At 73.7% G+C, this 12388-nt stretch carries 13 protein-coding genes; 6 read left to right on the top strand and 7 right to left on the bottom strand.

Annotated elements, in window-relative coordinates; genetic code table 11:
• Positions 1-24 precede the first annotated feature (24 nt).
• The gene (putP, locus tag ACERM0_RS04975; RefSeq protein ID WP_373677413.1) at positions 25-1539 is read right to left on the bottom strand and encodes a sodium/proline symporter PutP; all 1515 of its coding nucleotides are present in this window, start codon (positions 1537-1539) and stop codon (positions 25-27) included.
• Between the two features lie 106 nt (positions 1540-1645).
• Positions 1646-3502, bottom strand: coding sequence for a translational GTPase TypA (typA, locus tag ACERM0_RS04970; protein WP_373677412.1), 1857 nt, complete (start codon positions 3500-3502; stop codon positions 1646-1648).
• 183 nt (positions 3503-3685) lie between these two features.
• On the opposite strand from typA, the gene ACERM0_RS04965 reads away from it, so the two are divergent.
• The 3 genes from ACERM0_RS04965 (at position 3686) to ACERM0_RS04955 (ending at position 7131) form a co-directional block, all read left to right on the top strand.
• Positions 3686-4105, top strand: coding sequence for a hypothetical protein (locus ACERM0_RS04965; protein ID WP_373677411.1), 420 nt, complete (start codon positions 3686-3688; stop codon positions 4103-4105).
• Between the two features lie 528 nt (positions 4106-4633).
• A complete protein-coding gene (locus tag ACERM0_RS04960; protein WP_373677410.1) occupies positions 4634-5779 on the top strand; it encodes a hypothetical protein in 1146 nt (381 codons plus the stop codon).
• A gap of 80 nt (positions 5780-5859) precedes the next feature.
• Entirely contained in the window at positions 5860-7131 is a 1272-nt protein-coding gene (locus tag ACERM0_RS04955; protein ID WP_373677409.1) for an MFS transporter, read from the top strand.
• 28 nt (positions 7132-7159) lie between these two features.
• On the opposite strand, the gene ACERM0_RS04950 is transcribed toward ACERM0_RS04955, so the two are convergent.
• From ACERM0_RS04950 to ACERM0_RS04940, 3 genes are read right to left on the bottom strand one after another with little or no spacing between them, the layout of a single operon-like run.
• Entirely contained in the window at positions 7160-8479 is a 1320-nt protein-coding gene (locus ACERM0_RS04950) for an MFS transporter (RefSeq protein WP_373677408.1), read from the bottom strand.
• Positions 8476-9099: a DJ-1/PfpI family protein gene (locus ACERM0_RS04945; RefSeq protein ID WP_373677407.1), complete on the bottom strand. Its 624-nt coding sequence runs from the start codon at positions 9097-9099 to the stop codon at positions 8476-8478. Before ACERM0_RS04945 ends, ACERM0_RS04950 begins: the two co-directional genes overlap by 4 nt.
• Positions 9100-9125: 26 nt before the next feature.
• The gene (locus ACERM0_RS04940) at positions 9126-9587 is read right to left on the bottom strand and encodes a PPOX class F420-dependent oxidoreductase (RefSeq protein WP_373677406.1); all 462 of its coding nucleotides are present in this window, start codon (positions 9585-9587) and stop codon (positions 9126-9128) included.
• Positions 9588-9758: 171 nt separating this feature from the next.
• Here ACERM0_RS04940 and ACERM0_RS04935 point away from each other — a divergent pair, with 171 nt between their 5' ends.
• Genes ACERM0_RS04935 through ACERM0_RS04925 form a run of 3 tightly spaced genes read left to right on the top strand, consistent with a single transcriptional unit; the run spans position 9759 to position 10460 of the window.
• Positions 9759-9908, top strand: a complete 150-nt coding sequence (locus ACERM0_RS04935) for a hypothetical protein (RefSeq protein WP_373677405.1) — start codon at positions 9759-9761, stop codon at positions 9906-9908.
• A complete protein-coding gene (locus ACERM0_RS04930) occupies positions 9901-10305 on the top strand; it encodes a hypothetical protein (RefSeq protein WP_373677404.1) in 405 nt (134 codons plus the stop codon). The genes ACERM0_RS04935 and ACERM0_RS04930 overlap by 8 nt, the downstream gene beginning before the upstream one ends.
• A complete protein-coding gene (locus ACERM0_RS04925; RefSeq protein ID WP_373677403.1) occupies positions 10275-10460 on the top strand; it encodes a hypothetical protein in 186 nt (61 codons plus the stop codon). The genes ACERM0_RS04930 and ACERM0_RS04925 overlap by 31 nt, the downstream gene beginning before the upstream one ends.
• Positions 10461-10673: 213 nt before the next feature.
• On the opposite strand, the gene ACERM0_RS04920 is transcribed toward ACERM0_RS04925, so the two are convergent.
• Together ACERM0_RS04920 and ACERM0_RS04915 are read right to left on the bottom strand one after the other, a co-directional pair.
• Positions 10674-11834, bottom strand: a complete 1161-nt coding sequence (locus ACERM0_RS04920) for a MarP family serine protease (protein WP_373677402.1) — start codon at positions 11832-11834, stop codon at positions 10674-10676.
• Positions 11835-11987: 153 nt separating this feature from the next.
• Complete coding sequence (locus ACERM0_RS04915; RefSeq protein WP_373677401.1) at positions 11988-12266, bottom strand: hypothetical protein; 279 nt, start codon at positions 12264-12266, stop codon at positions 11988-11990.
• Between the last annotated feature and the right edge of the window lie 122 nt (positions 12267-12388).

The following is a 12388-nucleotide window of genomic DNA, read 5'->3' as shown; positions in this document are numbered from 1 at the left end:
GGACGCGGCGGTGGCCGGCCGGTCTCATCCCGTCCCGGCGGCGCCGGTCGTGTCCCGGCCGGCGGCGGCGAACTGGTCGACCAGGTCGCGCTTCGGGGGCGTGCCGACGGTGCTGAACGCCAGGCAGGCCACGAGCGACGCGAGCACGCCCGGCACGATCTCGTACAGGTCGCTGTCGACGACGTTGTTCCACAGCACGACGGTGACCGCCCCGGCGATCATGCCCGCGAGGGCGCCGGCACCGGTCATGCGGCGCCAGTACAGCGACAGCAGCAGTGGGACGCCGAAGGCCGCCCCGAAGCCGGCCCAGGCGTAGGCAACGAGGTCGAGGACCGTGCCGCCCCGCAACGCCAGCCACAGCGCGACGACGGCGACGCCGACGGTCGTGAGCCGACCGACCCACAGCAGCGTCCGGGCCGGTGCGTCGCGGTGCAGCAGCGCCCGGTAGACGTCCTCGGTCAGCGCCGAGGAGCTGACCAGCAGCTGCGAGTCGGCGGTCGACATGATGGCGGCCAGCACCGCGGTCAGCAGGATCCCGGCGATCCAGGCCGGCATCGTCTCCGAGATGAGCCCGAGGAAGACGGTCTCCTCGTTGTCGAGGGGCGTGTCGAAGTACGCGATGCCGCTGATGCCGACGAGCACGGCGCCCGCGAGGCAGATCGTGACCCACGCGGTGCCGATCCGGCGGGCCACGGGGACCAGGGCGGCGTCGCGGATTCCCATGAAGCGGGCCAGGATGTGCGGTTGGCCGAAGTAGCCGAGCCCCCACGCCAGGCCGGACACGATCGCGACGGCGCCCAGCGCCCCGCCCGCGTCCCAGCCGTCACCGGTGAACTGCGCCGACCCGAGCAGGTCGAGCAGGTCGGGCGTCTCGGCGCGCACGGTCGCGGTCATCTGCCCGAAGCCGCCGTCGGCGACGACCCCGATGATCGGGACCGCGACCAGGGCGACGAGCATCAGCGAGCCCTGGAACGCGTCGGTGTAGCTGACGGCGAGGAAGCCGCCGAGCAGCGTGTAGGCGACGATCACGAGCGCGCTGACGACCATCGCGTTGTCCGGCTCGAAGCCGAAGACCATCTCGAACAGCAGTCCGCCGGCGACGAGCCCCGAGGAGACGTAGATCGCGAAGAACACGATCGTCACGAGCGCCGAGGTGATCCGCAGCAGCCGGGTGCGGTCCTCGAAGCGTGCCTCGAAGTAGGCGGACAGCGTCAGGGCGTCGTCGGCGTGCTCGGTGAAGGTCCGCAGGCGGCCCGCGACCAGCAGCCAGTTGAGGTAGGTGCCGATCAGCAGCCCGATGCCGATCCAGGCCTCGCCCAGCCCGGCGGCGTAGATCGCCCCGGGCAGGCCGAGCAGCAGCCAGCCGCTCATGTCCGACGCCTGCGCCGACAACGCCGCCGGCACGGTCCCGAGCGACCGTCCACCCAGCACGTAGTCGCCGAGGTCGTTGGTGCGGCGGAACATCCAGACGCCGACGCCGATCATGCCGGCCAGGTAGAGCACCATCGTGGTCACGACCGGTGCGGACACCTCGACCATTGCCGCCCCTCCCGTGGACGTCTTCCGCAGAGGCTAGTCAGGCGGGAGGGGAACGGGCAGGGACGACCGGTCGTCGCCGGCGGCGCTCAGGCCGCCTCGAGCCGCCTCAGGCCGGCGCGGCACCGTGCTTGGCGCGCTTGGCCTGGCGGCCGCGGACGGTGGCGCTGAGCTCGACCTTGCGCAGCCGCACCGCGTCCGGGGTGACCTCGACGGCCTCGTCCTCCCGGATGAACTCCAGGGCCTGGTCCAGCGACAGCAGTCGCGGCGGGGCGAGGCGGACGAGTTCGTCGCCGGTGGAGGAGCGCACGTTGGTGAGCTTCTTCTCCTTGGCGGGGTTGATGTCCATGTCCTCGCTGCGGGCGTTCTCGCCCACGATCATGCCCTCGTACACCTCGACGCCCGGGCCGATGAACAGCTGGCCGCGCTCCTGCAGGTTCAGCAGCGCGAACTGGGTCGCCTGGCCCTGGCGGTCGGCGACCAGCGAGCCGTTGGGGCGGGTCTTGATCTCGCCCTGCCACGGCTCGTAGCCGTCGAAGACGTGGTGCAGGATGCCGGTGCCGCGCGTCTCCGTGAGGAACTCGGTGCGGAAGCCGATCAGGCCGCGGGCCGGCACCCGGTACTCGAGGCGCACCCAGCCGGTGGCGTGGTTGATCATCTGCTCCATGCGGCCCTTGCGCAGCCCGAGCAGCTGGGTGACGACGCCGACGTAGTCCTCGGGGACGTCGATCGAGAGGTGTTCGAACGGCTCCTGCACCACGCCGTCGACCTCCCGTGTCACCACCCGCGGCTTGCCGACGGTCAGCTCGAACCCCTCGCGACGCAGGTTCTCGACGAGGATGGCGAGCTGCAATTCTCCCCGGCCCTGGACCTCCCACGTGTCCGGGCGCTCGGTGGGCAGCACCCGCAGCGAGACGTTGCCGATCAGTTCCTGTTGCAGCCGACTCTCGATGAGCCGGGCGGTGAGCTTGTTCCCGCTGCGGCCCGCCAACGGCGAGGTGTTGACGCCGAGCGTCATGCCGAGGCTCGGCTCGTCCACCGTGATGACGGGCAGCGGGCGCGGGTCGTCGGCGTCGGCCAGTGTCTCGCCGATGGTCACCTCGGCGATGCCGGCGACGGCGATCAGGTCGCCGGGGCCGGCTTCCTCGGCCGGGACGCGGTCGAGGGCCTCGGTGAGGTAGAGCTCGCTGAGCTTGACGTTCTCGACGGTCCCGTCGGCCCGGCACCACGCAACGGTCTGCCCCCGCCTGACGGTCCCGTGCTGGATGCGGCACAACGCGAGGCGCCCGACGTACTTGGACGAGTCGAGGTTGGTGACCAGCGCCTGGAAGGGATGGTCGGCGTCGTAGGTTGGTGCCGGGACGTGGTCGAGGATGGTCCGGAACAGCGGCTTGAGGTCCGTGCCCGGGGTGTCGAGGTCCAGGGTGGCGGTGCCGTCCTTGGCGTTGGTGTACAGGACCGGCAGGTCGATCTGGTCGTCGTCGGCGCCGAGGTCGATGAGCAGGTCCAGGGTCTCTTCGACGACCTCGTCGATCCGCGCGTCGGGCCGGTCGATCTTGTTCACCACGACGATGACCGGCAGCTTGCTGGCCAGCGCCTTGCGCAGCACGAACCGGGTCTGGGGCAGCGGGCCCTCGGACGCGTCGACCAGCAGCAGGGCGCCGTCGACCATCGTCAGCGCGCGCTCGACCTCGCCGCCGAAGTCGGCGTGGCCCGGGGTGTCGACCACGTTGACGACCGTCGGGGGCGCGTCGTCGAGGCCGGGCAGCGAGATGGCCGTGTTCTTGGCGAGGATGGTGATGCCGCGCTCGCGCTCGATGTCGTTGGAGTCCATGACACGTTCGCCGACGTCCTGGTTCTCCCGGAACGCGCCCGACTGCCACAGCATGGCGTCGACCAGCGTGGTCTTGCCGTGGTCGACGTGGGCGATGATCGCGACGTTGCGCAGGTCGGAACGGACAGCCACAGAGGAACCCGAGTGTTCGAGGGAAGCGGGAGGAGCCACCGGCGCGGCGGAAGGTGAGCGCGCACGGAGTCGGCCAAGCGTACCGGCGACGGGCCGGGCAGCCATCGGGACGGGGTGCGACGCCCACACGTCGCCGCGCCACGCGGTACCCCCGACCCGTGCGGTCCGCGGCGCGAGGGTGAGATGATGGTCGAGCAGGGCACGATGCAGGCGTTCGAGTTCGACTTCGACGGGCGCTACCGGCCGCTGCTCCGGCTGCTCGGCGTCACGCCGGCCACGGCCCAGGTCGTGGTCGGTGCGGGGGTGCTCCGAGCCAGGTTCGGGCCGTGGCTGCTGGACACGACGGTGGACAACATCCGCGACGTCACGGTCACCGGGCCGTTCACGCCGCTCAAGGTGATCGGTCCGCACCTCTCGCTGGCCGACCGGGGGGTGACGTTCGGTACGAACGCCCGGACCGGGGTCTGCGTGCAGTTCGACGAGCCGGTCGGCGCCCTCGCCGGACACCGCGTCCTGCGGCACACGGGCATGACCGTGACGGTGCAGGACCCCACCGGTTTCGCGCAGTTGCTCCGCGTCCGCGCCGGCCTCGACACCGCCTGAGTTCGCCAGCCGCCTCGATGGGCTCACCTCGGCCAGCCGTGGAATCACGGCGTCGGTCCATCGTGCGCCGGCACCGTGCACACACGGCGGTTTCCGGCGTGCCGACGTCCGGGGCGGACCGGCGGCCGCCCACTCCCTGAGCATGGCCAGGTTTCGAGCATGCCGACGGCCCGGGCTGACGGCGCGAACGCCCATTCCCTGACAATGGCCAGGTTTCGAGCATGCCGACCGCCGGGACGGACCCCGCGTCGAACCGTCGGCACTGGGTCGAACGAGCGACGCACGGTCGGCCAGCGGCGCACCGGTGCCTCGCTGGCTCGACCAAGCGTCTCCGCCTCGACATCGAGGTTGCCTCGCCGTCCCCGGGGCTGAGTCACGCGTGCACCGCTCCGTTACGCCAAGCGCGCGATCGGTGCCGGATCGTTCGCGTCGCTCGGTCCTTCGGCGGGCGCGACGGGCCGTCGGGCCCTGGCCCGTGACCGGCACACCGTGGACCCTCGGTGTGTCGGTCCTGCCGGAGGCGTGGTGATGGTGACCGGACGACGGCTCGCGTCGACCCCTGCGACGGGCACCCCGACGGCCGGTGACGTCGACGCTCCGGCCCTGCTGTGCCCGTTCGACGTCGGGGTCGACCGTGTCGCGCGGTTCATGAACTGCGAGCTGGCCGACCACCCGGTCTACGACGGGCTCGAACTGCAGTGGTTCGACGACGACGTGCACGGCCGCGGGCTGCTGGCGTTCCTCTCGCGACGCGAGGACCGCCGCACGGACTACTACGCGGCGCCGGAACTGCGGCTGGATCGCGCGACCTACCACATCGGGGGCGGCACCGGCGCCTGGGTGGAGACCGTCTTCGACGCGGACGTGCTCGAGGTCGGACCCGACGGGGTCCGTGCCGAGGTGCGCTTCCTCGACCGGGAGGGGCGCGAGATCGAGATCGTGCTCGACGACCGCGAGGCCGGCCCCCGGCGGAGCGGTGTGCTGCTCGCGCCGGTCGGGGCCGGCATCGACGCACCCGCCTCCTTGCTGCTGGTCGTCCTGCACGGCTTCGACCTGCTGCGTCGGACGTCGCAGCCGCCGCGGATCCACATCGACGGACGCGAGGTTTCCACCGGGATCCTCCCGGGTGCCGGCCTGCACCGGCGTCACCTCGTCAAGGCCGCCGCGCCGCTGGTCGTGGCGACGGTCTGTCGAACCGGCGACCGGGCGCTCACGCCGGTCGACGTGGCGGATCCCGGGCCGGTCGTGCTCGCTACCGGCGGGCACGGGATCGCCGGTGTCCGCGCCGAGGCCAGTGGACACGCCGCCACGTTCGTGCTCGATCCCGCGCTACCGGCCCTCGAAAGCCTTCCCGAGGGCCGGACGGTCACCGGTGCGTGGGAGGTCGCGGTCGACGGGAACGCGATGACGGGCGGCGTGTGGCAGGCGACCCGGGCAGGGGAGCGAATCTCCCTCGGGCTCGACGTCACCGAGCCGTGGCGCCCGCCCTCGGGGCTGCCGCCGCTGCTGCGGGCGGTGACCCGGTTGCTGCCGACCTTCCGGCGTTGGCCCACCACGTACCGCTGGCGGGGCGAGGTCCGGCTCGCCTCGACGGCCAGCCTGTCCGGGCGCTGGGAGCGGACCACCACCGACCGCGGGGAGCGCTACCGGCGCGCGACCGCCTCGGCCGGCTGATCCCGCGCCCGGCGGTGAGGGCCGCGTGTGCGGGCTGTGCGATGCTGTCCGGCGCTCGGCGGTCGTGAGGAGGGCAGCGCGTGGTTCGGACGGTCGGGCCGGCCGCGGCGGCCCTGACGACGGCGATGGTGCCGATCTTCCTGCTCGGGGCCCTGAGCGAGAACATCCGGCAGGAGCTCGGCCTCGGCGAGGCCGCGATCGGTGCCATCATCACCGTCGTGTTCCTCGTCGCCGCCGCGGCCGCGACCCCGGCCGGACGGCTGAGCGAACGGGTCGGGGCAGGACCGACGTTGCGGACCGGGGTGGTGCTGGCCGGGCTCGTCGCCGTGGCCGTCGCGGCGTTCGCGCGGACGTGGCTGACGCTGGTCCTGCCGCTGTCGCTCGTGGGCGTCTCGGTGGGGCTGGTCGACACCGGCGCGGCCCGCGCCTTCGCGGACCGTCTGACCGCGGGCCAGCACGGCCAGGCCTTCGGGCTCAAGGAGGCCAGCGTGCCGGCGGCGTCGCTGTTCGCCGGTGTCGCGGTCCCCGTGATCGCAGCGCCGCTCGGGTGGCGGCCGGCGTTCCTCGGTGGCGCGGTGGTGGCCGCCGTCGTGCTGGTCCTGCTGCGCGGCGTCGATCGGCGGCCGGTGGGCACGTCGAGGACCGACGCACCGGTCCCCGACACAGGCGCCGCCGACGCACCGGTCGGCGACGCGCAGGCGGTCGACGCGCGGGTCGCCGAAGCGGTCGCCGATGCGACCGCCGATCCGCCCGCGACCGGCGCGAGCAGGCCGCGCGTCTCGTCGGCCACCCTCGGCTTCGCCGTCGGGGTCGGCCTGGGCGCCGGTGCGGCCACGGCCGCGGCCACGTTCCTGGTTCCCGGCCTGCTGGCCCAGGGCCTGACGCCGACGGTCGCCGGGCTGGTCCTGGCGGTCGCGAGCGTGGCGAGCATCGTCGTCCGGATCGGTGCCGGCCGCTGGGCGGACCTGCCGGGGACGGACCCCATGCGGGCCGTGCTGGTGCTCTGCGTGACGGGTTGCCTGGCCGCCGTCGTGCTGGGGCTGTCCGTGGTCCCGGCGGTCTCGGTGCTGGCCGCCGTGCTGGTCCTCGGTGGCGGCTGGGGCTGGACCGGGCTGGCGTTCCTCGCGGCCGTGCGGGCCAATCCGGCCGCGCCGGCGACGGCCGCGGGTGTGGTGCTCAGCGGCCTCGGGCTCGGGGGAGCACTCGGGCCGCTGGCCTTCGGCACGCTCGCCGGCCGGGTGTCGTACCTCGCGGCGTGGGCGATGGTCGCCGGCGGTCTGGCCGCCGCTGCCGCCGGTGTCCTCCTCGTCCGGCGCACGCTGTCGCACGCCGGCACCCAGGCGGGGACCTGACGCGGCCGACGGCCGGCGCCCGCGGGCGTCAGCCGGCCGCGGCGCGTTCGCCGCTGACCTCCGGGAGACGCAGCCCCACCGGGACGGCCACCAGACCCAGCACGGCGAGGAACAGCAGCGCCGCCTGCGGGCCCTGCGTCGCCACCGCGGAACTGACCGCGCCCGTGACCAGCAGCAGCAGTCCCATCGCGGCGTTGGACACCGCGACGTACTCGGTGCGTTGGTTGCCGCTGGCCAGGTCCACCACGTAGGTCTTCCGGCCGATGCGTGTGCCGGTGTGGGCGATCGCGAGCAGCAGGTAGGTCGTCGGGTACAACCACGCGGCCTCACGCAGCGCGTCGACCTGCAGGACGGCGAGGAAGGTCAGCGTGATGCCGGTCGCGATCACCGCTGCCGCCACCATCACCAGGCGGCTGGAGCGGTCCGACGCCCGGCCCCACAGCCGCCCACCGATCAGCGACGCGATCCCGCTGCCGAGCACGAATGGCCCCAGCCCGGCCAGACCCGCGCCGCCCTGCTGGCCGGCCAGCGTGACCACGAACGGCGGGGTGAGCGCCGACACCAGCAGCAGGGTGCGTGCGACGACGAAGTGGCGGAACGGCCGATCGTCGCGCAGCAGTCGGACGGCGGTCGCGACCGCGCCGGGGGCGTCGTCGGCCGGGTCCGGCTCGGGCCGCTCGACGACGCCGGCGAACACGGCCGCGGCGAGCAGCCACGTGAGCCCCCCGACCCCGATCAGCCACGCCAACGCGACCGGGTCGGTCTCGTCGCCGCCGAACACGCGCAGCGCGAGCCCGAGGGTGATCGCCACCACCCCCGAGGCCACCGACGCCCACCCGTTGATCTGGCCACGCTGCCCGGGCGGGATGGTCCGCCCCAGGACGTCCTTGGAGGCGAGCGACGTCAACGAGCGGGCCAGGGCGAACCCCGCGAGCGCGGCCAGGATGCCCCAGCCGGCCGTCGCGCCGGTCGCCGTCGCCGCCAGCAGGGCCATCACCGTCACGGCGGCGAACTGCCCGACCGCGCCCGCGACCCACACCCACTTGCGCACGGGCTTGCGCCGTAGCCATGGCACCAGTGCCGCCTGGGGCAGCATCGACCCGGACTCCCGGACCGGCACGAGCAGGCCGGCGACGGCCGTCGGAGCCCCGACGGCCGCCAACAGCCAGGCCAGCACGGTCTTCGCGTCGACCACGAGATCACCGGCGCTCTGCAGTGCCAGCGCACCCACCTGCCGGGTGGCGTTGCGGGGAACCGCGGCGGCGACCTCCTGGTCCAGCCCGCCGGCCGCGCCGTCGTCCGTCCCGACGAGCCGCTGGTAGAGGCGCTCGCTGAGGGGCGGGGTCATGGGGCGGAGACCTGGTCGCGTCCCTCGGGATCCCACGGGTGCTCGAGCTGCCGGGCCGTCGCCAGGGCCAGGTCACGGCCGACGAACCGGTCGACGAGGTGCAGTCCCAGCGCCAGCCCGCTGGACAGCCCGCCGCCGGTGACGACGTCACCCGTGTCGACCCAGCGCCGGCCCGTGACGACCTCGCCGACGTCGTCGCGCGCGGCCAGGTCGGCCGCGTCCTCGTGGTGGGTCGTCGCCGCGCGGCCTGCCAGTACGCCGACCTCGGCGAGCAGGAACGCACCCGTGCAGACCGAACTGGTGACCGCGCTGCGGCGGACGAGCCCGGCGACGGCTGCGAGCAGGCCGCCGTCCTGCAGCGCGCGGGGCACGTCGATCAGGCCGGGCACGATCACCACGTCGAGATCGTCGACCGCGTCGACGGTCGCGTCGGCGCGCAGGCCGAGCCCGCCGTAGGCCGCCAACGGCCGCTCGTCGGGCGCGACGGTGACGACGTCGAAGGGGACCTCCCGTCCGTCCCGCTCGGCAAGCCGGTTGGCGGTCAGCAGCACTTCGTAGGGGCCGCCGACGTCCAGCAGGTCGCAGCCGTCGAAGAGCAGCAGGGCGATGCGCAGTGCCACGGGAGCCTCGGCGTGGACGGGCCCGCTCAGGCGAGCTCGGGTGGGAAGCCGCCGGTGGCGATCGGGCCCCAGCGTTCGATCGTCATTCCCAGCAGGCTCTTGCCCTGGTCCACCATCGCCCGCCGGTACTCGTCCCAGTCGGGGTGCTCGCCGGAGATGACGCGGAAGTACTCGACCAGCGGCTCGACGGCCTCGGGGACGTCCAGCACCTCCGCGTGCCCGTCGAGCTGGACCCACGGACCGTCCCAGTCGTCGGACAGCACGACGGCACTGGCCCGCGGGTCGCGGCGCAGGTTGCGCGTCTTGGCGCGCTGCGGGTAGGTGGCGACGACCAGGCGCCCGTCGCCGTCGACACCGGCCGTGACCGGTGAGGACTGCAGTCCGCCGTCGGCGCGGAAGGTCGTCAGCACGACCTTGTGGCGCGGACGGACGAAGTCGAGGAGCGCGTCGCGGTCGACGCGGTCGGCGGTGGCGATCTTGCGGCTCATGGGGCAACCGTAGACCACCCGGCGTGCGGCCGGCCGCCCGCCACGGCCGCCGGAAGGGGGGTCGCGCCGCGGTCGTGTGCACCGGTACGGAGCGCTCCCGGGGACGAAACCGGACGGCGAGCCCCGACCGGCGGGCGCCCCGCCCTCGGCGCCGAACACATCGACGGTGGCGTGCGGGTGCGAGCGGCGGACCGGGAGGGGCTGGTGGGGACGCTGGTGGCCGGCCTCGCCGCCGACGGGCTCACCGACGTCAGCGTCAGCCGCTCGACGCTGGAGGGCGCGTTCATCGCGCTGACCGGAAGGGGCCTGCTGCGTGAGTGAGGTGTCCACGGCCGCGGCGGGCTGGCGCGTGACGCTCGCCACGGTGCACGGCCTGCTGCTGCGCGACCTGCGCGTGGTCCGCCTCGAGTTGGGTGCCTTCATGCTGTTCGGCGCCGGGCAGAGCCTGCTGGCCGGGATGGTCGTGCTGCCGCTGGTCGCCGTGGTGCCGGCGGGGGAGGTGGCGCTGGCGCTGGAGCACCCGCTGACGCTGGTCGTCGCGGTGCAGTCCGCGCTGCTGTCGGGCGCGCTCGGGCTGACGCTGGGCACACGGGTGAACCCGCGTCAGATCGGGCTGATGTTCTCCCTCGTCGTCCTGCCCCTGACCTTCCTCGGGCCGTGTACTACCCCGGGGCGGCCCTGGACGCGGTGCGCTGGCTGCAGGTCGTGGTCCTGCTGAACCCGCTGGTGTACGTCAGCGAGGGGCTCCGCGCCGCGTTGACGCCGAGCGTGGAGACGATGCCCGCGCCGGTCGTCCTGGCCGCGCTGTGGGCGGCGACGCTGGCGCTGCTGTGGGCCGGCGTGCGCGGGTTCGTCCGCCGGACGGTCGGTTGACGCCATGGCGGGGCGGCCGTCGGGCCGGTGCCGGGCCGCGGAGCAGTCCGGCCGCCACGCCGAACACGGCAGCCCACACCAGCACGGCGAAGACCAGGTCCATACCCGTACTCCTGCCTCGACGTCGTCGCGATCCGCGCGATCGGCGCGATCGGCGCGATCGGTCGCACGCTACGGGCGGGGTGTGACACCACCGCGCCCGCTACGGCGGCGTCAGATGCAGGGACCCGTGGCGCCGGGGTCGCGCGGGGCGTCCAGGACGGCCTCGAGTTCACCGAGGTCGAGCGCGAACGCCACGGTCGGGTTGTCCGGGCTGATGGCGAACACGACCCCGTTGACGCGGCCCTCGACGTCGATCACCGGCGAGCCGGAGTCGCCCTGCTGGAGGGCGGACGAGAGGAAGAGCACCTGGCGTTCGGTGCGCTCGCGGCCGTAGATGTCGCGTCCGACGGCGGTGCGTTGGTCGTCGATCCGGGTCGGCGCGACGCGGGGGGTGTCCTGCCCGCCGGGGTAGCCGATCACGGCCCCGTCCGAGCCGACCTCGCCCGGCGTGGTCTCCAGCGCCTCCTGGCCGAGGTCGGGCACCTCGAGGACGGCGAGGTCCCGGTCCGGGTCGAAGACGACGACCGTGGCGGCGCGGATCTCGCCGTCGGGCCGCTTGACCTGCACGTCCTCGGCGCCGGCGACCACGTGGGCGTTCGTCACGACGGTGTCGCTCGCGATGGCGAAGCCCGAACCCTCGTAGCGGCGGTTGCACCCGTCCGCCTCGACGTTGACGGTGGCGGCCGTCGCCCGGTCCACGATGTCCTGGGGGACGGGGATCTCCTCCGGCGGCGGCCCCGTGACCGGGGCCGGCTGCAGGTCGGCGAAGACCTCCGGGAAGCGACTGTTGTCGACGAGATTGCGCAGGGCACGGACCGCGTCCGGCGGCTCGGGCGTGGAGCGCTCGATCGTGGCCGCCAGCATGGACGTGCGCACCTGGCGCGACACCTCGCCGGGGACCTGGGCGGCGGCCGGCAGCAGGAACCACACCACGGCGACCATGGCGAAGGCGCCCGCCACGGCGCCGACGGCCCGGTCGAGTCCGGACAGCGGCGTCGCGGCGATCGAGCGGCGGGCCCGCAGACCAACGGCCTGGAACAGCGAGGCGACCACGGTCACCGTGATGGCGAGCACCACCAGGCCGACGAACAGACGCAGTCCGGGCTCACCACCCTCGACGAAGGCCAGCGAGGTGGGGACGGTCCACATCGCCAGGGCCACGCCGACCGCCAGCCCGATCCACGAAGCGGCGCGCGCGACGAAGCCGAGGCGCAGGCCCCCGCCGATGGCGACCAGGACCAGCAGCACCAGCAGGACGTCGAGAAGGTTCACGGGATCACCCTAGCGGCGGCAGGTGTCCGCCCGGCTCGGGACGCGAGCGTCGGCGAGCCCAACGCCCGGCCGTCCCCGTCGTGACGCGCTCGGGTCCGGACACGCGAACGGCGCCCGCCGGAACGGGCGCCGTCGTCGTGGCCGGACGACCGGTCAGTTCGCGAGCGCCGACTTGCGCTGCTCGCGTTCCAGGTACTCGGTCAGGCGGGTGTGCAGCTTGGCCGCGGAGAGTTCGGACTGAGGGTGGTGGCCGCCGCGCCTGGCGATCCAGAGCGGCTTGAGGTCACCCTCCCAGGTCGAGGTCTCGTCCACGGAGAACTGCCACCCGGGGAACTCGGTCTCGAGCCATTCGATGACCAGGCCGTCGGTGTCGGCCGTGAGCGTGGTTCCGGGCTTGTCCGTCGTGGCCGTGGTCTGGGTGGAGTCGGTCACGGTCACCTCCGTGGCGGGGGGTCGGGAGAGGTCTGCCTGCGGTCGTTTCCCCGTGGTTCGTAGGGAACGAGCCCGCGGGCTTGTCGTCATCCATGCAGGAGTGACCGCCCGGACGGGATCGG

The organism is Egicoccus sp. AB-alg2 (genome assembly GCF_041821065.1).
Taxonomy (GTDB): domain Bacteria; phylum Actinomycetota; class Nitriliruptoria; order Nitriliruptorales; family Nitriliruptoraceae; genus Egicoccus.
Note: the sequence above shows the minus strand (reverse complement) of the source record. Positions and strands in the feature narration are given on the sequence as shown.